General features: G+C 69.0%; 21 protein-coding genes. 13 read left to right on the forward strand and 8 right to left on the reverse strand.

All coding sequences use genetic code 11. The features are described from left to right. Positions 1 to 64 precede the first annotated feature (64 nt). Both AC1D2H_RS20595 and ppk1 read right to left on the reverse strand, forming a co-directional pair. Entirely contained in the window at positions 65 to 526 is a 462-nt protein-coding gene (locus AC1D2H_RS20595; RefSeq protein WP_478012269.1) for a SixA phosphatase family protein, read from the reverse strand. Between the two features lie 82 nt (positions 527 to 608). Then, positions 609 to 2660 (reverse strand): polyphosphate kinase 1, encoded by a 2052-nt coding sequence (gene ppk1 / locus AC1D2H_RS20600; protein ID WP_477929246.1) that lies wholly within the window; start codon positions 2658 to 2660, stop codon positions 609 to 611. 63 nt (positions 2661 to 2723) lie between these two features. Here ppk1 and AC1D2H_RS20605 point away from each other — a divergent pair, with 63 nt between their 5' ends. From AC1D2H_RS20605 to AC1D2H_RS20635, 7 genes are all read left to right on the forward strand, one after another. After that, positions 2724 to 3599: a hypothetical protein gene (locus AC1D2H_RS20605; protein ID WP_478012270.1), complete on the forward strand. Its 876-nt coding sequence runs from the start codon at positions 2724 to 2726 to the stop codon at positions 3597 to 3599. Further along, entirely contained in the window at positions 3596 to 5323 is a 1728-nt protein-coding gene (gene recJ, locus AC1D2H_RS20610; RefSeq protein WP_478012271.1) for a single-stranded-DNA-specific exonuclease RecJ, read from the forward strand. The genes AC1D2H_RS20605 and recJ overlap by 4 nt, the downstream gene beginning before the upstream one ends. A gap of 98 nt (positions 5324 to 5421) precedes the next feature. Beyond that, complete coding sequence (locus AC1D2H_RS20615; protein ID WP_478012272.1) at positions 5422 to 6981, forward strand: methyl-accepting chemotaxis protein; 1560 nt, start codon at positions 5422 to 5424, stop codon at positions 6979 to 6981. 29 nt (positions 6982 to 7010) lie between these two features. After that, positions 7011 to 7874 (forward strand): 3',5'-nucleoside bisphosphate phosphatase, encoded by an 864-nt coding sequence (locus tag AC1D2H_RS20620; protein ID WP_477929239.1) that lies wholly within the window; start codon positions 7011 to 7013, stop codon positions 7872 to 7874. Continuing rightward, on the forward strand, positions 7874 to 8509 hold the full coding sequence (locus AC1D2H_RS20625; protein WP_477929237.1) for an L-threonylcarbamoyladenylate synthase: 636 nt from the start codon (positions 7874 to 7876) through the stop codon (positions 8507 to 8509). The genes AC1D2H_RS20620 and AC1D2H_RS20625 overlap by 1 nt, the downstream gene beginning before the upstream one ends. Before the next feature lie 174 nt (positions 8510 to 8683). Beyond that, the gene (locus tag AC1D2H_RS20630) at positions 8684 to 8965 is read left to right on the forward strand and encodes a hypothetical protein (protein WP_477929235.1); all 282 of its coding nucleotides are present in this window, start codon (positions 8684 to 8686) and stop codon (positions 8963 to 8965) included. A 344-nt stretch (positions 8966 to 9309) separates the two neighbouring features. Further along, complete coding sequence (locus tag AC1D2H_RS20635; protein WP_478012273.1) at positions 9310 to 9534, forward strand: hypothetical protein; 225 nt, start codon at positions 9310 to 9312, stop codon at positions 9532 to 9534. Positions 9535 to 9630: 96 nt separating this feature from the next. Here AC1D2H_RS20635 and AC1D2H_RS20640 read toward each other — a convergent pair whose 3' ends face one another. Both AC1D2H_RS20640 and ppk2 read right to left on the reverse strand, forming a co-directional pair. Further along, entirely contained in the window at positions 9631 to 9975 is a 345-nt protein-coding gene (locus tag AC1D2H_RS20640; protein WP_478012274.1) for a glutaredoxin family protein, read from the reverse strand. A 15-nt stretch (positions 9976 to 9990) separates the two neighbouring features. Continuing rightward, positions 9991 to 10896 (reverse strand): polyphosphate kinase 2, encoded by a 906-nt coding sequence (gene ppk2, locus AC1D2H_RS20645; RefSeq protein WP_478012275.1) that lies wholly within the window; start codon positions 10894 to 10896, stop codon positions 9991 to 9993. Between the two features lie 128 nt (positions 10897 to 11024). On the opposite strand from ppk2, the gene AC1D2H_RS20650 reads away from it, so the two are divergent. The 3 genes from AC1D2H_RS20650 to AC1D2H_RS20660 all read left to right on the forward strand — a co-directional run bounded on the left by AC1D2H_RS20650 (position 11025) and on the right by AC1D2H_RS20660 (position 14737). Next, positions 11025 to 11405: a BlaI/MecI/CopY family transcriptional regulator gene (locus AC1D2H_RS20650; RefSeq protein WP_478012276.1), complete on the forward strand. Its 381-nt coding sequence runs from the start codon at positions 11025 to 11027 to the stop codon at positions 11403 to 11405. Continuing rightward, positions 11398 to 12639, forward strand: coding sequence for a M56 family metallopeptidase (locus tag AC1D2H_RS20655; RefSeq protein ID WP_478012277.1), 1242 nt, complete (start codon positions 11398 to 11400; stop codon positions 12637 to 12639). Before AC1D2H_RS20650 ends, AC1D2H_RS20655 begins: the two co-directional genes overlap by 8 nt. A 79-nt stretch (positions 12640 to 12718) precedes the next feature. After that, positions 12719 to 14737 carry a DEAD/DEAH box helicase gene (locus AC1D2H_RS20660; RefSeq protein WP_478012278.1) on the forward strand — a complete coding sequence of 673 codons (2019 nt, stop codon included), beginning with the start codon at positions 12719 to 12721 and terminating at the stop codon, positions 14735 to 14737. Here AC1D2H_RS20660 and AC1D2H_RS20665 read toward each other — a convergent pair. The 4 genes from AC1D2H_RS20665 to ybaK form a co-directional block, all read right to left on the reverse strand. Beyond that, positions 14734 to 15093, reverse strand: a complete 360-nt coding sequence (locus AC1D2H_RS20665) for a RidA family protein (protein ID WP_477929222.1) — start codon at positions 15091 to 15093, stop codon at positions 14734 to 14736. The two genes, AC1D2H_RS20660 and AC1D2H_RS20665, sit on opposite strands and share 4 nt — an antisense overlap. Then, the gene (gene plsY / locus AC1D2H_RS20670) at positions 15090 to 15761 is read right to left on the reverse strand and encodes a glycerol-3-phosphate 1-O-acyltransferase PlsY (protein ID WP_478012279.1); all 672 of its coding nucleotides are present in this window, start codon (positions 15759 to 15761) and stop codon (positions 15090 to 15092) included. The genes AC1D2H_RS20665 and plsY overlap by 4 nt, the downstream gene beginning before the upstream one ends. Positions 15762 to 15888: 127 nt before the next feature. Continuing rightward, positions 15889 to 16890 carry a PEP-CTERM sorting domain-containing protein gene (locus tag AC1D2H_RS20675; RefSeq protein WP_478012280.1) on the reverse strand — a complete coding sequence of 334 codons (1002 nt, stop codon included), beginning with the start codon at positions 16888 to 16890 and terminating at the stop codon, positions 15889 to 15891. 214 nt (positions 16891 to 17104) lie between these two features. Continuing rightward, the gene (gene ybaK, locus AC1D2H_RS20680; protein ID WP_478012281.1) at positions 17105 to 17593 is read right to left on the reverse strand and encodes a Cys-tRNA(Pro) deacylase; all 489 of its coding nucleotides are present in this window, start codon (positions 17591 to 17593) and stop codon (positions 17105 to 17107) included. Positions 17594 to 17683: 90 nt separating this feature from the next. On the opposite strand from ybaK, the gene AC1D2H_RS20685 reads away from it, so the two are divergent. Genes AC1D2H_RS20685 through AC1D2H_RS20695 form a run of 3 tightly spaced genes read left to right on the forward strand, consistent with a single transcriptional unit; the run spans position 17684 to position 19190 of the window. Further along, complete coding sequence (locus AC1D2H_RS20685) at positions 17684 to 18232, forward strand: DUF2975 domain-containing protein (protein ID WP_477929214.1); 549 nt, start codon at positions 17684 to 17686, stop codon at positions 18230 to 18232. 4 nt (positions 18233 to 18236) lie between these two features. Next, positions 18237 to 18467, forward strand: a complete 231-nt coding sequence (locus tag AC1D2H_RS20690; RefSeq protein ID WP_477929212.1) for a helix-turn-helix domain-containing protein — start codon at positions 18237 to 18239, stop codon at positions 18465 to 18467. A 3-nt stretch (positions 18468 to 18470) separates the two neighbouring features. Further along, complete coding sequence (locus tag AC1D2H_RS20695; RefSeq protein ID WP_478012282.1) at positions 18471 to 19190, forward strand: hypothetical protein; 720 nt, start codon at positions 18471 to 18473, stop codon at positions 19188 to 19190. Positions 19191 to 19193: the final 3 nt, after the last annotated feature.

Consider the following 19193-nt stretch of genomic DNA (forward strand, 5'->3'; position numbering starts at 1 on the left):
GAGCCGCGAGCACATCGCCCAAGGCGGGCCGGCTAGGGAGCGGCCCGGCGCTCGGCCCGCAAGACTAAAGCGCGTCAGGTCCTTGCACGGCGTGCAGCGTCACCTCGGGCTCGCCATCTCGCTGGCGCCAGCGCAGCCACCAGACGGCGCCCTTCTTGACGGCCCATTCCTGGTCGACGCCGGCCAGCAGCCTCGCGGCCAGCAGGCCCAGCGTCGGTTGGTGGCCGCAGATCAGCACGGGCTCGTTGGCCTTGGGCCAACGAGAGGCTTCGATGAGCGCCTCGACGGCGGCATCCGGTGCGATAGCCGGCACGATGCGCGCTTCACGCCCCAGCGCCTCGGCCGTCTGGCGGCAGCGCAGCGCCGGGCTGACCAGCACGCGTGTCGACGCCGCCAGCCGGTGGTTGAGCCAGGCCGCCATGCGCCGGGCCTGGCGCTCACCCTTGGGCGTCAGCGCGCGCTGCAGGTCGTCCTGGCCGGGGGCGATGACCTCGGCTTCGGCGTGGCGCCAGAGGATCAGGTCCATCAATGACCGCCCGGCCGCCCGAAGGGCATTGACGCCCCCTGGGGGGGCAGAGAGCGAAGCGAACGTGGGGGCTTCATTTCGTTCAGCCTTCGGAGTAACGCCGCATCAAGGCCTGCTGGGCGCTGATGCCGTGATCGCTGATGCGCACCGAGCGGCCGTCGGGGCCGAGCTGCCAGGCGTCCATGCTGTCGTGCAGATAGGGCTGCAGGGCCTCGTCGACGACGCGCTGGCGCAGCCTGGCGTCCTGCACCGGCCAGGCCACCTCGATGCGACGGAACATATTGCGGCTCATCCAGTCGGCGCTGGACAGGAAGAGGGCTTCGCCCTCATCGGCATCGGCCCAGCGGAAATACAGCACCCGCGTGTGCTCCAGGAAGCGCCCAACGACGGAGCGCACGACGATGTTGTCGCTGACACCCGGCAATCCCGGCGGCAGCATGCAGGCCCCCCGCACGATGAGATCGACCTTGGCGCCGGCCTTGGCCGCGCGCAGCAGGCCATGGATGAGCTCGGCATCGGTCAGCGCATTGATCTTCACGACGATGCGCGCGCCCTTGTAGCCGGCCAGGGCCGCGGCCTCCACCTGGGCAAGCAGCTCCAGCATGCGGCTGTGCATATTGAAGGGCGCCAGCAGCATGCGGCGCAGCGGCTTGAACTTGCCCAGGGACGCGAGCTGGCGGAACACCGAGTCGGCATCGGCCGTCAGGTCGGCGTCGGCCGTCAGCAGGCCGAGGTCGGTGTACAGGCGCGCCGTCTTGGGGTTGTAGTTGCCGGTGGAGATGTGGGCATAGCGGCGCAGCTTGCCGTTCTCGCGCCGCGTGATCATCAGCAGCTTGGCGTGGGTCTTGTAGCCGACGATGCCGTACACCACCTGGGCGCCGACGGCCTCCAGCCGCTCGGCCCAGTTGATGTTGGCCTCCTCGTCGAAGCGCGCCTTCAGCTCGACGACGGCCATGACCTCCTTGCCACGCCGCGCGGCCTCGATGAGCAGGTCCATCAGCTCGGACTTGGCGCCCGTGCGGTAGATGGTCTGCTTGATGGCCAGCACGTCGGGGTCCAGCACCGCCTCGCGCAGCATCTGCACGACCGGCTCGAAGCTCTCGAAGGGATGGTGCAGCAGCACATCGCCCTTCTTCAGCTTCTCGAAGATGGACTTGTGGCGCGGCAGGCGGCCCGACGGCCAGGCCGGCTCGAAGGGCGTGAAGCGCAGGGCCGGCGCATCGGTCTGGTCGATGAGCTCGTTCAGGCGCACCAGGTTGACGGGGCCGTTGACGCGGTAGAGGGCCGCATTCGGCAGACCGAACTGCTCGAGCAGGAACTCCGACAACTCGGCCGGGCAGGTGTTGACGACCTCCAGCCGCACGGCCCGGCCGAAGTGGCGCGTCGTCAGCCCCGAGCGCAGCGCATGGCGCAGGTTGGCGATCTCTTCCTCATCGACTTCCAGGTCGGAGTCGCGCGTGACGCGGAACTGCGAGAAGGCCTCGACCTTGCGGCCGGGGAAGAGCTCCTCGAGGTGGGCGCGAATGACGCTGGTCAGCAGCACGAAGGCCTGGCGGCCGTCGCTCAGGTTGGACGGCAGCTTGATGACGCGCGGCAGCACGCGCGGCACCTTGACGATGGCGATGCGGTTGTCGCGCCCGAAGGCGTCCTTGCCCGACAGCCGCGCGATGAAGTGCAGCGACTTGTTGGCCACCTGCGGGAAGGGGTGGGCCGGGTCCAGGCCCACGGGCACCAGCAAGGGCTTCACTTCACGCTCGAAATACTTGGCCACCCATTGGCGCTGCGGCGCGTCGCGATCGGCGTGGTTGAGGACGACGATGCGCTGCTTGCGCAGCAGCGGCGTCAGCTGCTCGTTGAAGATCAGGTACTGCTCGTCGATCAGCGCATGGGCCGCGCGGCCCACCCGGTCGACGTCCTGGCCGGTCACGCTGCTGAGCGGATCGCGCGCTGCCTCCAGCATGTCGGCGAAGCGCACCTCGAAGAACTCATCCAGGTTGCTCGACACGATGCAGATATAGCGCAGCCGCTCCAGCAGCGGCACGTCTTCGCGTTGGGCCTGGGCGAGCACGCGCCGGTTGAACTCAAGGATGGCGGTTTCGCGGTTGATCAGCTTCAACGGGGTCGGGTCGGTCATGAAGAAAAGTGTATGAAGCTTGTGTGACAACGCGTTGAAAGGCCCCCGGGATAATCCCGTCCCATGCATCTGATGATCCCCCATGCCGGCGCGCTCGACGAGGCCGCGCGGCATGCCTTCTCCAGCCTGGCCCTGCCCAACCTGGCTGCCCAGCTGGGCCGGCTCAGCCCGGCCGACACCTGGGGCAGCGACGAATACGCGCCCCAGCCCCCCCATCACCTGGCCCTGGCGGCCCTGCGTGGCCAGGCCGAACCCAGCGCGGCCGCCTGGGCCGTGGACGCGGGGGGCGACCTCGCCTGGGCGCTGATGACGCCGGTGCATCTGGCCGTCGGAACGGATGGCGTCGACGTGCTGCCGCCGGCGGCGCTGCAGCTTTCGGAATCGGAGGCGGCCCGTTTCGTCGCCCTGCTGAAGGAACTCTGGCCCGAGTCCGAAGGCTGGCAATGGCGGCTGCTGGATTCGACACGCTGGGCCATCGGCCATGCCAGCCTGCTGGAGGGCCTGCAGGCCGCCAGCATCGAACGCGCAGCCGGCCGCTCCATCGAACCCTGGCTGCCGCAGAGCCGCGTGCTGCGCCGCTGGCAGAACGAGGCCCAGATGCTGATGCACGGCCATGCGCTGAACGAGGAACGAGAGGCGCGCGGGGACTATGCGATCAACTCCGTCTGGATCAGCGACATCGGCCGCTCGAGCGGCCGGCCGGCCGACGTGACCGTCGACGCGCGCCTGACCGGGCCGCTGCTGAACGGCGACCTCGCTGCCTGGGCCGAGGCCTGGCAGCGCCTGGACGCCGGGCCGCTGGCCCAACCGCTGACCAGCCTGACGCTGTGCGGCGAACGCTTCGCGCGCCGCTTCACGGCCCAGCCGCTCTCGCTGGTCGAGAAGCTCAAGCGCCGGTTCAAGGCGCCCGACCTGGCTGCCGTCATGGAGGCGCTGTGAACTCGCCCCGCCTCATCGAACGCGATGTGCCACCGCGCACCGCCTGGGCGCTGGAGCAGGCCGGCGTCGCGCCGCTGCTGGCCCGTCTGCTGGCCTCCCGCGGCGTGCGTGAGGCCGCCGAGTTGGACGAGAGCCTGGCGCAGTTGCTGCCGCCCACCGACCTCAAAGGCTTGGCCGAAGCCGGTCGCCTGCTGGCCGATGCCATCCAGGGCGGCGAGCGCCTGGTCATCGTGGCCGACTACGACTGCGACGGCGCCACCGCATGCGCCGTCATGCTGCGCGGCCTGCGCCTGCTGGGCGCCCGGCCCGAGCAGCTCGGCTATGTCGTGCCCGACCGCGCCGTGCATGGCTATGGCCTGACGCCCACCATCGTCGACCTGGCGCTGGCGCAGCGACCCACCCTCCTCGTCACCGTCGACAACGGCATCGCCAGCCTCGCCGGCGTGGCGCATGCCCGCGCGCAGGGGCTGAAGGTGCTGGTCACCGACCACCATCTGCCGGCCCTGGTCGAGGGCGCCATCGTCGTCCCCGATGCCGATGCAATCGTCAACCCCAACCAGCCGGGCTGCACCTTCGCCAGCAAGTCGCTGGCCGGCGTGGGTGTCGCCTTCTACGTGCTGATGGGCTTGCGCGCCGAGCTGCGTTCGCGCGGTGCGTTCACGGAAGTGCCACGCCTGGACGGCCTGCTCGACCTGGTGGCCCTGGGCACCGTGGCCGACGTCGTCAAGCTCGACGCCAACAACCGCCGCCTTGTTGCCCAAGGGCTCAAGCGCATGCGCGCCGGCCGGGCACAGCCGGGCGTCATGGCCCTGTTCAGCGCGGCCAAGCGCGATGCGTCCAAGGCCCAGGGCTTCGACCTCGGCTTCGCTTTGGGCCCGCGCATCAACGCCGCCGGCCGCCTGGCCGACATGACGCTGGGCATCGAAACACTGACGACCGACGACCCGGAGCGAGCTCTCGAACTCGCCACCCAACTCGACGCCATCAACCGCGAGCGCCGTGAGATCGAAAGCGGCATGCGCGAGATGGCCGAGGCGCGGCTGGAGGCCCTGGTGGAGGCGCTGCAGGGCGCCCTGCCGCCGGCGGTGGCGCTGTTCGATGCCGACTTCCATGAAGGCGTCGTCGGCATCGTCGCCTCGCGCATCAAGGACCGCGTGCACCGCCCCACCTTCGTCTTCGCGCGCGGCGCCGATGGCCAGCTGAAGGGTTCGGGGCGCTCCATCCCGGGCTTCCATCTGCGCGACGCGCTGGACCTCGTCAGCAAGCGCGAGCCCGAGCTGCTGGCCAAGTTCGGCGGCCACGCGATGGCGGCCGGCGCGACGCTGGCGATCGACGACGTGGCCCGCTTCGCGCTGGCCTTCGCGCGCGTCGCCGAGGAATGGCTGAACGAGCAGGACCTGACCCGCACGCTGCGCCACGACGGCATGCTGCCGGTGGAGGCCGCCACGGCCGAGACGGCGCGACTGCTGGACGCCCAGGTCTGGGGCCAGGGCTTCGAGGCGCCGGTGTTCTGCGACCGCTTCGAGCTGATCTCGCAGCGCCTGGTCGGCGAGAAGCATCTCAAGCTGCGCCTGCGCCGGGGCGGCCAGCTCATCGATGGCATCTGGTTCAACCGCGTCGACATGCTGCCCGAGCGCGTCACGCTGGCCTACCGGCTCAGCCTGGACGAATGGCAGGGCCAGCAGCGCGTGCAGTACGTCATCGAGGCTTGCGCCGAAGTCTGAGGCCCACCGCAGCCTGCTGGCGGCCTGAGTTTTCCGCCTTTCGCCCGGGCCGCGTCTGCGGCATGCTGCACCTCACCAATTCAATGACGAGGTGGGACATGCTCAGACAGATGACGATCAAGCTGCGCCTGGCCGTGGCCTTCGGTGTGATGCTGCTGTTGATGCTGGTGCTGGGCCTGGGCGGGCGCTTCGCCACCGGGGCGATGTACGGCGCCTTCGAGCAGTTCAACGAGAACGTCGTCGGCTCGCTGCGCAGCGTGGACCAGCTGCGCGCCGGCCTGCTGACCGCGCGCCGCTACGAGAAGGACATGATCTTCGCCGCCATCGGCGTGGCCGACTTCAAGCGCGCCAGCACGCGCTGGGAGGAGTCCATGGCCGAGGCCGACAAGGGGCTCAAGGACCTGGAGCAGCGCGTCAAGCGCGAGGAGGTACGCAAGAGCCTGGCCCAGGTGCGCCAGAACTTCGACGCCTACCGCGGCGCGATGAAGCCCGTCATGGAAAAACTGTCGCAGGGTGACATGGCGGGCGACCTGAAGGCGGCCTGGGACACGCCGCGTGACGCCAAGAAGCATGTCGACGAGGCCGAGAAGATTCTCGAAGGCGCCATTCAGCGCGTCGATGAGGCCGTGAAGGAGGCCCAGCAGAAGCTGGCCGGCGTCTACGCGACGATTTCCATGGTCATCTGGGCCGCCCTGGGGGCCGGCGCCCTGCTGGCCGTGCTGATCGGCTGGCGCATCACGCTGTCGGTGCTGGAGCCGGTGGAAGGCAGCATCCGCTTCGCAGCCGCCGTGGAAGGCGGCTCGCTGGACGAGGAACTGAGCACCGAGGGCCGCGACGAGCTGAGCCGGCTGTCCAGCAGCCTGGTGCAGATGCAGGCCGGTCTGCGCGGCATCGTGCTGCGCGTGCGCGAGGGCTCCGAATCCATCCAGCTCGCTGCGGCCGAAGTGGCCACCGGCAACCTCGACTTGTCCAGCCGCACCGAGCAGGCCGCGGCCAGCCTTCAGCAGACGGCTTCTTCCATGGAGCACCTGACCGAGAACGTGCGCCACAACGCCGACTCGGCCCGCCAGGCCAACCAGCTGGCGGCCAACGCGTCGGAAGTGGCGACGCGCGGCGGCAACGTGGTGGCCCAGGTCGTCACCACCATGGACGACATCAGCGCCAGCGCCAGGAAGATCGCCGACATCATCGGCACCATCGATGGCATTGCCTTCCAGACCAACATCCTGGCACTGAATGCCGCCGTGGAGGCGGCACGTGCCGGCGAGCAGGGTCGCGGCTTTGCCGTCGTGGCGGGTGAGGTGCGCCTGCTGGCCCAGCGCAGCGCCGAGGCGGCCAAGGAGATCAAGTCGCTGATCACCGCCTCCGTCGAGAAGACGGGTGCCGGCGCGGCCCTGGTGCAGCAGGCCGGCACGACGATGACCGAGATCGTCGCCTCGGTGCGGCGCGTGACCGACATCATGGGCGAGATCAGCGCGTCGACGACCGAGCAGAGCCAGAGCATCGGCGAGGTCGGCCAGGCCATCACCAACCTGGACCAGATGACCCAGCAGAATGCCGCCCTCGTCGAGGAAGGTGCCGCGGCCGCGGCCAGCCTCAAGGAACAGGCCGTGGGGCTGACACAGGCCATCAGCAGCTTCCGCGTGCGCTCGCGTTAGGGCTTTCATGCCCTTCCTACAATGGGGCCGTGAACCTCGACCCCACGCTCAACGCCGATCTGCACTGCCACTCGGTCGTCTCCGACGGCACGCTGACCCCCGAGGCCCTGGCCGAACGCGCCAAGGCCGGTGGCGTGCAGCTCTGGTCACTGACCGACCATGACGAGATCGGCGGCCAGGCACGCGCCATCGCCGCGGCCCGTGCCAACGGCCTGGCCTATCTGACCGGCACCGAGATCTCGGTCAGCTTCGCCGGCCGCGTCGTGCACATCGTCGGCCTGGGCTTCGACCATGAAGCGCCCGAGATCATCGAAGGCCTGCGCGCCACGCGCGGTGGCCGCGAGGCCCGCGCCCGCGAGATGGCGGCCAGCCTGGCCCAGGTCGGCATCCACGGCGCCTTCGAGGGCGCGCTGAAATACGTCGGCAACCCCGACCTGATCTCGCGCACCCACTTCGCCCGCTTCCTCGTCGACGCCGGCCATTGCAACGACATCCCCGAGGTCTTCCGCCGCTTCCTGACCGAGGGCAAGCCCGGTTTCGTGCCGCACAAATGGGCGTCGCTGAAGGACGCCGTCGGCTGGATCACGCGCGCCGGCGGCATCGCCGTCATCGCGCATCCGGGCCGCTATGGCTTCACACCGACGGAAGAGTACGCACTGATCACCGAGTTCATGGCCCATGGCGGCCGTGGCATCGAGGTTGTCACCGGCAGCCACACGACGGCCGAGTTCGAGCAGTACGCCAACACCGCCCAGGAGTTCGGCCTGCTGGCCTCACGCGGCTCGGACTTCCACTGCCCGGAAGAAAGCCGCATCGACCTGGGCGCCCTGCCGGCGCTGCAGGGCCGGCTGACACCGGTCTGGTCGGCCCTCGAAAGCCGGATCCATCACTGATGGCCCAGCTCTTCGAAGTCCACCCCGACAACCCGCAGCCGCGCTTTCTGCGCCAGTGCGCGCAGATGCTGCAGGCCGGCGGCATTGGCGCCGTGCCGACGGACTCCAGCTACGCCTTCGTCTGCCACCTGAACGACAAGTCCGCCGCCGAGGCGCTGCGCCGGGTGCGCGGCGTGGACGACAAGCACCACCTGACGCTGCTGTGCCGCGACCTGTCGGCGCTGGCCACCTATGCAATGGTGGACAACCGCCAGTACCGGCTGCTGAAGCTGGCCACGCCGGGCGCCTACACCTTCATCCTGCCGGCCACCAAGGAAGTGCCGCGCCGCCTGTCCCACCCCAGCCGGCGCACCATCGGCCTGCGGGTGCCGGAGCACAAGGTCCTGCAGGAGCTGCTGGCCTTGTTCGGCGAGCCCCTGCTGTCGACGACGCTGATCCCGCCCGGCGACACCGAGCCAATGAACGATGCCGCCGACGTCTGCGAGCGGCTGGACCGTCAGCTGCAGTTCGTGCTGGACGCCGGCGCCTGCCCGGCCCAGCCGACGACGGTGCTGGACCTGAGCCAGGGTGACGAGCCGGTACTGGTGCGCCAGGGGCGAGGCGATCTGAGCCGGCTGGGCCTGCAGTTCGACTGAGGCGTCATGCCTCGCCGCTGGCGGGCCGGCGGCGGTTCATCCGCCGCGCTTGCAGTTCGTCCAGCCCCGCCGGCGCTTGATCGCAGGCGCCTGGAAGCGTCGCCATCCATTGCCGAAACTGACTCCATCGAACAAGCAATCAAGCAGTTCGAAACCCACCGAACGGAGTCCATCATGAGCCTGCAAACTGTCTTCACCGCCGCCGTCCTGGCCTTCTCTGCGGTCGCCGCCCAGGCCGCCACGCAAGAGGTCGTCAAGCTGGAGCGCGTCGTCATCACCGGCAAGGCCGTCCGCGAAGTCGCACAACTGCCGCGTGTCGTCGTGACCGGCTACGCCCAGCGCGCTGATTCTCAAGTCGTGGCCCAGTTGCCGCGCGTCGTCATCGTCGGCTACAGCGAAGCCACGCTGGCCCGCCAGACCCTGGCCGCCGCCAAGACCAGCGCCAAGCGCGGCTGAACCAGGCGTCGAATCGATATGCATCTGACGCCTTTTTGCACCACCGCCGAGTCGAGTCGCCAGCGCTGCTGAGCAGCGTTGCCGACTCGGCTCGGTCTTGCCGTTCTGCCGACCTCACGAAGCCGCCCACGGGCGGCTTCGCCATGCTATGGCCACAGGGACTGGTCCGTGCCCGTGGGCCTGGACACGCCGGGTTCACTGCAGTCTGTCAGCCGCGCCTGCAGTTCATCCACCGCCGCCGGCGCTTGATCGCAGGCCCCTGGAAGCGACGCCATCCATTGCCGAAACTGACTCCATCGAACAAGCAATCACGCTTCTCGAACCCCAAGCAAACGGAGTCCATCATGAGCCTGCAAACCACCCTCTTCGCCGCCGCCCTGGCCCTGTCCGCCGTCGCCGCCCAGGCCGCCCCGCAAGCCACCGTCAAGCTCGAACGTGTCGTCGTCACCGGCAAGGCCACCCACGAAGTCGCTCAACTGCCGCGCGTCGTCATCGTCGGCTACAGCCAAGCCACCGCCCTGGCCCGCCAGACGCTGGCCGCTGCCAAGAGCAACGTGAAGCGCGGCTGAAACAGGCGTCGAATCGATATGCATCTGACGCCTTTTTGCACCACCGCCGAGCCGAGTCGCCAGCGCTGCTGAGCAGCGTTGTCGACTCGGTTCGGTCTATTTCAGGATGTCGAGCAGGCGCGCACGGTCAAAGCCGATGACCCGCTGGCCGCGAACGAGCAAGGTCGGCGTCCCCAGGCCGCCCAAGGCCTGGTAGTCCGCCAGGCATTGCGCGTCGCGCTCGATCAGGCATTCCTCGAAGGGAATGCCTTCCTGCTTCATCCAGCGCCTTGCGGCCAGGCAGTACGGGCAGGTCTCGGACGAGATCATGCGGATATCGCCCGGCTTCACGCGCTGCAGCAGCAACTGGCCGTCCTGATCGGCCACGTGGCCGCGCCAGGCGGCCGACGCCAGCCAGGCCAGGCCGGCGACAACGAGCAGGGACAGGGGTGGCCACTTCATGGCCCGATGCTAGGCTCAATAGACCTCGGGCACGACGATGTCGTCGGGCACCGGGTGGCGGATGTAGTCCTCGCGGCGCTCACGCGCGGGCAGCTCGATGTCGGCGTGCGGCACTTCCTGGTAGGGCATCTGGCCCAGCAGGTGGCTGATGCAGTTCAGCCGCGCACGCTTCTTGTCGTCGGCCTTGACGACCCACCACGGCGACTCCGGCGTGTGTGTGCGCTCCAGCATCACCTCCTTGGCCCGGGTGTACTCCTCCCAGCGGCGGCGCGACTCCAGGTCCATGGGGCTGAGCTTCCACTGCTTGAGCGGATCATGGATGCGGCCCAGGAAGCGCACGCGCTGCTCGTCGTCGCTGATCGAGAACCAGTACTTGATGAGCTGGATGCCCGAGCGCTGCAGCATGCGTTCGAACTCGGGCGCGGAGCGGAAGAACTCCTCGTACTGCTCGTCGGTGCAGAAGCCCATGACGCGCTCGACGCCGGCGCGGTTGTACCAACTGCGGTCGAACAGCACGATCTCGCCCGCCGCCGGCAGGTGCGACACATAGCGCTGGAAATACCACTGCGTGCGCTCGCGGTCGTTGGGTGCCGGCAGCGCCGCCACACGGCAGACGCGCGGGTTCAGCCGCTGCGTGATGCGCTTGATGACGCCACCCTTGCCCGCCGCGTCGCGCCCCTCGAACAGGATGACGACCTTGTGGCCCGTGTGCTGCACCCAGTCCTGCAGCTTGACGAGCTCGCTCTGCAGCCGGAACAGCTCGCGGAAATAGCGCTTGCGCTCGGTCGAGGCGTCAGCGGGCGCATCGCTCGGCATGGCGCCGTAGTCGCGGTCCTCGAGTTCGAGCTCCAGCTCCTCGTCGAAATCGTCCTGCAGGTCGCGGTGAATGCGCTTCACCAGTTCGTCTTCGATGTGGCTCACAAGGGCTCCCGGCCGCGACAGCGGCTCTGGCCGCCAGCCTAGGCAGCGGACATGGCGAGGGTGTGACAGCAGGGCTTGACGAACTCGATTACACGCGTAATCATTCGCCATCGTTTACGCACGTAATCATGAACAAGCCGCCCCCACCCATCAGCGACGCCGAGGCCCAGGTCATGCGCCAACTCTGGCAGCGGTCTCCGCAGGCAGCCGACGAGCTCGCCGCGGCCCTCGGTCCCCAGCAAGGCTGGGCCATGGCGACGGTCAAGACGCTGCTGAACCGCCTGCTGAAGAAGGGCGCCGTGACCGCTGAGCGCGATGGCCGGCGCTTCCTTTACGCGCCCGCCATTCCCGAGGACGCCTGGGTGGCCGACACCGGCCTGTCGCTGATCGACCGCCTGTTCGGTGGGCGCCTCGCGCCGCTGGTGGCGCAGTTCGCATCGGAGCGCAAGCTCAGCGCCGACGATGTCACCGCGTTGAAGGCACTCTTGAAGGAGCAGGATCATGGCTGAGGCACTGCTCACCGGCCTGCTGCTGCAGGCATTGCTGCTGAGCTTGGCCGTCACGCTGCTGTGGGCCCTGCGTCCGCTGCTGAAGCGGCTGGGCGCCAGCGCCGTCTACGCGGCCTGGCTGCTCGTGCCGGCCCTGCTGCTGACGCCCGCCCTGCCGCGCCCGCAGCAGGAACCGCTGCCCCTGATGTTGAAGGCGACGGTCGCTACCCCGCTCGTTGCCCTGCCCGCGCTGCCGACGCCGCCAGCCACGCAAAAGCCGCTCTGGTTGCTGCTGTGGCTGGGCGGCAGCGCCGTCTTCATCGCCCTCCAGGCCCGCCGCCAGTGGCGGCTCGCCCGCCTGGGCAAGCAGTTGCCGGCGGGCAGCAGTCCGGCACTCGTCGGCCTGCTGCGCCCGCAGGTCGCGCTGCCGGTGGACTTCGAGCAGCGCTTTTCGCCCGCCGAGCAGCAGCTCATCCTGGCCCACGAGCAGGTGCACCGCGAGCGCCTGGACAACCTCTGGAACCTGCTGGCCTGCGCGCTGACGGCCCTGCACTGGTGGAACCCGCTGGTCTGGTGGGCTGCGCGGCGCCTGCAGGCGGACCAGGAACTCGCCTGTGACGCCGCCGTGCTGGCGTCGCGACCCGGCGCGCTCGCCGACTACACCCGTGCGCTGCTCGCCGCGCACGGTCTCCACAGCCTCGGCGCTCCGCTTGCGAGCCGCTGGGGCACCACCCATCCCCTCGTCGAAAGGATTGCGATGTTGAAGCATGCCCGTCCCCTGAACCGCAGCCGTGGGTTGCTGCTGGCCGCCACTATCGGCATGCTGACGACACTCGCGTATGCGGTCGGCGAGAGCCCCGTCGCTTCTGCTGGCCCGTACGTCCACCTTGACGTCATGCTGGAGCAGAAGCAGGGCGACACCAGGACCACGCGCACCTTCCGCCTGGTAGGCCGCGATGGCGAGCGGATGATGGTGATGATGAGCAAGGCCGACGACCTGACGGATTCGATGCGGATCACCTTGCTGCCACGCAAGACCGATGACAACCAGGTGAGGATCGAAAGCCAGGTCAGCGCCGGCGAGCCGCTTGTCGAATTGGGCCGGCCGGCGGTGCAGACGCCCTGGGGCCAGAAGGCACGCGTCGAGTTCGCCGAAAACGCCGCCGGCCAGAAGTTCGCGCTGGAGCTCACGCCGACGGCGCTGCCGGCCGACTATCAACCACCGGCGAGGCCCACGATCAAACCGCCGCAGTGATGCCGGCAGAGCCGGCCCGGCATACTGCACGCGAGGCCCGGTAGAGTCCCGCCCTCCCGCTTCCACCTTCCCTTTTTCGATGAGCCTTGCCGACGTGCGCGCGGCGCTGGATGCCGAGCTGTCGGCCACGCCCGAGTATTACGACTTCAAGGTGCTGAGGAGCGAGCGCGAGGGCGCGCTGTGGCGCGTGACGCTGGAGGCCGGCTATGTATTTGCCGAGGGACAACGCCCCGGAAGCGCGTCGGCGCAGGCACTGCTGGACGACAGCCTGGACGGCGCCAGCGCCTGGTGGGGTGCGCCGGTCAAGGGCGGCGCCAGCGTGCTGGCCGTCGTCGCCGAGGACGATCAGCTGGTGCTGCAGAACGCCAGCAGCGCGCCGCCGCCGGCGGCCAGCCTGATCCGCCTCTACCCAACCCGATTCCTGAATGCCGTGGCCGACGCCTGGTGGGACACGTCCTGGGCCGAGCGCGCCCTGGCCTGTCTGCCCGATCTGAGCCAGCCGCAAACCGTCGATGCGATCCCGGCATTGACCGGTGCGCCCTTTCGCTGGCTGCGCAAGGCCCAGCGCGAGGCCCTCGCCCTGGTCGGCCATAGCAGCGCCTTCCTGTGGGGGCCACCGGGCACCGGCAAGACGACGACCCTCGGCGTGCTGCTGGCCGAGTACCTGGACAGCCGGCCGGCGGCGCGCGTGCTGCTGCTGTCGACCACCAACCACGCCGTCGACCTCGCAACGCTGGCCGTCGACAAGGCCTTGCAGAAGGGCCGGCGCGAGCATTGCCGCCCGCTGGTGCAACGCCTGGGCACGCGCTTCGACGCGGCGGCCTATGCGGGGCGCGAGCACCTGATCCCGACCGACGACGCGGATCTGATCGCCCGCCTGGCCCGCGCCGAAAGCGCGCGCCCATCCGCACGCGACGCCGTCGCCCTGAAGGCCTGGGCCGACCGTGTCGCAGCCCTGCGCGACGAGCTGCGCGCGGCCTCGCTGAAGGTGCTGAAGCGCTGCCGCCTGGCGGCGATGACCACGACACGGGCCGCCTTCACGCTGAAGTCGCTGCGCGAACTGAGCGCCGGTGGAGAACCGCCCTTCGACCTGGTCGTGTTTGACGAGGCCAGTCAGGTCAGCCTCGCCCATGCGCTGGCACTGATGCCCCTGGGTCGCGCGCGGCTGTTTGCCGGTGACCCCCAACAGCTGTCGCCCGTGCTGCGCAGTGAAGACCGCGGCGCGCGCCGCTGGCTGGGCCGCTCAGCATTTGCCGGGATGCCGCGCGCAGGAGCCTCGGTCGCCCTGTTGGACGAGCAATCACGCATGGCGGCGCCGATCGGCGACCTGGTCAGCCAGCTTTTCTACGACGGCGCGTTGCGCGTGGCCGCCGACACCTCGGCCGATTGGCAGGCGGCACGCTGCCGCGTGCTGGGCGACATCGGGCCCGACGAGCATGTCCACCTGCGACGCATCCGGCGCGACGGCGGCTGGTCCGCGCACGAGCGCGGGCCGGTGCGGCGCGAGTCGGCAGAGGCCATCGCCGAACTCATCGTCAACGCTTTGAGCAGCGGCTCATGGCAGCCCGAGGAGCTCATCGTGCTGACTCCCTTCCGCGCCCAGCGGGCACTGATCCGGCAAGCCTTGCGGGCGCGCGGCCTGCCCGAGTCGCTGCGCGTCAGCACGGTGCACCGCGCCCAGGGCAGCGAGGCACCAGTCGTGTTGTTCGATCCGGCCGATGGCGCCCAGCCCTTTCTGCAGGGCGAGGAGGCGCAGCGCCTGCTCAACGTCGCGCTGAGCCGCGCCCAGGCCAAGCTGGTGGTGTTCGTGTCAGCCGCCGATGCGGCCAGCCCGTTCCTCGCGCCGCTGGTTCAGAAACTGAGGCTGGCGGCCGACGATCGCGCCGCCCAGCCCTTGATCGAGCTGGCGCGTCTACCGGGCTTCCCGGCCAACGCCGTCGGCCGGCGCGTCACGGCGGGCCGGCACAGCGGCGAAGTGGCGCGCATCAGCGCCGACGGCAGCCTGTTCTGGTTGATCAACGCGAACACCGGCGTGCAGCAGGTGTTCGACGCCGAGTTCTGGCGCCAACGGGCCAGGGAGGGTGCCCGGGGCGCTTAGACCGCAGCGGTGACGACGATCTCGACCTTCCACTCCGGCCGCGCCAGGCCGGCGATGACGGTGGCGCGCGGCGGCGTGTGGCCGGCCGACACCCAGGCATCCCAGGCGGCGTTCATGCCGGGGAAATCGGCGCGGTCGGCGAGGTAGATCTGGGCGCGCAGGATGCGGCTCTTGTCGGTACCGGCGCGCTGCAGCAGCTTGTCGATGGCGGCCAGCACCTGGGCCGTCTGGCCGGTGATGTCGGCGCTGGCGTCCTCGGGCACCTGGCCGGCCAGGTAGGCGACGCCGTTGTACACGGCCATCTCGGACAGGCGGGCGCCGATGTCGAAGCGTTCAACGGGGGTGGAGGCAGTCATGGTTTCTTCCGGGCGGTTTTCGATCGGGGGGCTTTGGCGGGTGCTGCGGCGGCGCCAGCCTTTGCCCCAAGCTTGCTCTCGGTGCCGGCCAGCAGCTTCTTGATGTTGGCCGAGTGGCGCCACACCAGCAGCAAGCCCATGATGATCAGGGCCAACGCGATGGGGCCGGCTTCCCAAATGAGCAACTGATACATCGGCGCGAAGGCGGCCGACACGATGGCGGCCAGGGACGAGTAGCGGCTGAACCAGGCAATGATGAGCCAGGTCGCCAGCGTTGCAACCCCCAGCAGCGGGTTGAAGGCAAAGATGACGCCGGCTGCGGTGGCCACGCCCTTGCCGCCCTGGAAGCGGAAGAACACCGGCCACAGATGGCCCAGGAAGGCCGCCAGGCCGACCAGTGCGGCCGTGCCCTCGCCCAGGCCGTGGCGCGGCCCCCAGATCACGACGGCGAGCACCGGCAGGTAGCCCTTGAGGGCGTCGAACACCAGCGTCAGAATGGCCGCGGCCTTGTTGCCCGAGCGCAGCACATTGGTGGCGCCGGGGTTGCCCGAGCCATAGGAGCGTGGGTCCGACAGGCCCATGGCGCGGCTGACGATGACGGCGAAAGACAGCGAGCCGATCAGGTAGGCGGCCACGGCGGCGAGCAGTGGGAAGAGAGTCTCTTGCATGGCCGTCATTGTGCTTTGGCGGCGCTCGGCGTTCGCCAGCCACGACCCGGTAAGTACCCCAATCAAAAAATGAAAAGGCCCCGCATGGCGGGGCCTTGGCCGACGGGCGTCGATGGGTCCGACGGCCTCAGGCGCGGCGGCGGCGTGCGGCGGCGCCCAGGCCCAGCAGCGCAGTGCCGACGAGCAAGGCCGAGGCGGGCTCGGGCACGCTGCCATTGGGGTCACCGATGCTCGCACCGGCCAGGCACAGCCGGTCGACGCGGTTGCCCTCGTCGAGCAGCAGGCAGCCCTTGGTGTCGATGGCCACGTAGTCGCCGCGGTCGGCGCCGAAGGGTGACGAGCCGGTGGCCAGCGTGATCATCGTGCTGGTGGCGAAGTGCCACAGGTCAACATCACCGTTGTTGTTGTTGATGATCAGGTCGCCGTTCAAGGCCCCGCCGGTGATCACGCCCGTGCCGTCGGCACTGCTGCCCGGCACCGCGATGAAGGGGCCCGCCGCGGCACCCGTGGCGATGTTGTAGCCCTGGATGCCGCCCGACACTTCCACATAGGCGGTCAGGCCGTCGGGCGAGACGGTCACGCCGTCGCCGAAGACGCCGTTGATGATGCGATAGGTCCCCGCGCCACCGGCACCCAGCGGGTCGATGTCGATCAGGCCCGCGCCGCTGGTGGCGATGATGTGCCCGTTCGGCGCGCCCCACATGCCCAGGTAGGGGCTGGGCACACCGGTCAACGCATGGTTGACGGTGCCGTCGTTGTTGAACTGGACGAAGTTGCCACCGTTGCCACCGTAGGCGAGACCGCCGGCCCGGGCATAGGCCTGGGTGCCCGAGCTGCTCCCGGTGGAGCTGATCGCCGAGCCGGGCGTCTGGCCATCGGTATTGCTGAACACGTAACGCGTGCCGCTGACCGATACCAGCACATTGCCGTCCGCCGCGACCGCCAGGCCGAAGGGGCCGCTGCAGCAACCGCCGCCGGTGATGGTGCTGAAGTCGGCAAAGGTGGTCAGACTGAAGCCGTTGCTGGTGCCAGCGGCAGTCAGCGTCAACGAGGCCTGTGCCGGCGTTGCCAAGGCCAAGGCAGCGGCTGCCAAGCTCCAGATCGCTGCAATGCGGGTGAGATGTCTCATGGTGTTCTCCTCAGGGTGACTGATCGCACCAAACTCACTGCATATTTCGGGCCACGCCCCATATGTGATTGATTGAAATCATTTTCTTCAAACTAGGGGGGCGCTTATCGATGCCACCTGTAACGTTGGCCGACATGAAAGGCTTGCTGGAAGCCTTCGCCAAGGGTTCAGGCGTGGCCCCACGCCACCTGGCCACGCCGATGCAGCGCCCGTTTCAGTTCGCGCAGTTCACGGACCTGGCGCCCAGCAACTCGGTCAGCACCTGCGGCGCTATGCCCACCAGGTAGCCACGCCGGCCGCCGTTGATGCAGATCCTGGGCAACTCGAGGATGCTGGCCTCGACAAACACCGGCATGGCCTTGCGCACGCCGAAGGGCGACGTCCCGCCGACCTGGTAGCCGCTGTGGCGCTGGGCCACCTCGGGCTTGCAGGGCTCGACCTTCTTGCAGGGAATCTGCCGCGCCAGCTCCTTCAGGCTGACCGTGCGATCGCCATGCATCAGCACGATCAGCGGCTCGGCCTTCTCGTCCTGCATGACCAGCGTCTTCACGACGGCGTGCTCCTCGACGCCCAACTGCTTGGACGACTCGGCCGTGCCGCCATGCTCGACGTAGTCATAGACATGCTCGGTGAAGGCGACACCGGCGCGCTTCAGGGCCTGGGTGGCGGGCGTCTCGCTGACATGGACGGTCTTCTTGCTCATCCCCTCATTTTCGGGGTCCCGCACGATTCTGTTTCTCGGCAATGAATTATTGTTTTACAGTAAGTTTTCATCGTTTCCCCCAAGGCCCTCATGCCCGACTCCTTCTCCGCCGACGGCCTGCGACGCATCCGCCGCCTGGCCTGGGTCGTGCGGTTGCTCTGCCTGCTCGGCGTCGTGGTCATCGGCACCCTGCCCTTCATCTTCTGGGCCGATGCGATCTGGGTCGCCGAGGTGGCCGCACGCACCTGGAGCCTTGGCAAGGTCCAACTCGACCTGGGCTCGCGGCTCTGGGGACTGGCGGCATCGATGCTGCCGACCTCGGTGAGCCTGTTCGCGCTGTGGCAGATGTGGTCGCTGTTCGGCTGCTTCGCCGAAGGCGAACTGCTGGCGCGCCGCCCCGCCCAGCATTTGCGCCGCCTGGGCCTGGGCCTGTGCGCACTGGCCGCCGCCCAACCGCTCAGCCACACGCTGGCCATCCTCGCGCTGACCTGGGGCAACCCCGTCGGCGAACGCCAGTTCTGGTTCGGCCTGTCCGGCGACCACTACCTTGCGCTGCTCTTCGGCCTGCTGCTGCTGGCGCTGGCGCAAGTGCTGCATGAAGCCGTGCGCGTCGCCGACGAAAACGCTGAATTCATCTAAGCCCATGCCCATCGTCGTCACCCTCGACGTCATGCTCGCGCGCCGCAAGATGCGTTCGCGCGAGCTGGCCGAGCGCGTGGGCATCACCGAGGCCAATCTGTCGCTGCTGAAGAGCGGCAAGGTGCGCGGCGTGCGCTTTGACACCCTGGCGCGCATCTGCGAAGTCCTGCAATGCCAGCCCGGCGACCTGCTCGCCTGGGAACCCGGCCCCCAACCTCCCGAAGACCTCCCCTGACCCATGCGAATCCTGCTCGCCTGCCTGCTGGCCACGGCCACGGCCGCCCACGCCCAGACCGAAGTGCTGCCCACCGTGAAGACCGAGCTCAAGCGCGACGGCGGCGTGCTGCCCTATGCGCAGATCAACAGCCTGCTGACCAAGCTCAAGCAGCATGGCGAGGGCCTGTTCCGCATGGACTTCAAGGTCGATGTCGAGAAGACCAAGATGCCGCTGCCCGACATCCGCATGGCCGTGCGCAGCGACGAAGCGGACTACCCGCTCAAGATCGACGGCGAGGGTCGCTTCGAGCTGCCGCTGCTGGCCGAGGCCCAAGCCAAGACGGCCGACCTGGCCACCAACGCCGCCAAGGGCCAGATGGCCGTGCGCGGCACCATCGAGCTGACCACGCCACCCGAGCAGCTGACCATGGCCAAGGTGCGTCAGCTCATGCGTGTGGCCCGCACCCTGCGCGAGGAGCTGCTGCCCTGGTATCTGCGCTGGCTGTTCCCGCGCATCGAGGCCGTGCGCGTGTGCTCGGCCACGCCGACCTGGGAGCTGGAATGGCGCGAGAACGGCCAGTTGCTCGGCCTGCCGCTGCCGCAAGCGACGGGCGAGCGTGATCCCGACGCCAAGCCCGGCGAGAAAGGCCGCCCCTGCACATTGCTGACCGGCCAGGAGAACTGGCCCGACGCGGCCCGCCTGCTGCCGCCGGCCGGCAGCAAGCTCAGCGTCAAGCTCTAGCCG

Source organism: Roseateles sp. P1_C1_2 (assembly GCF_056406535.1).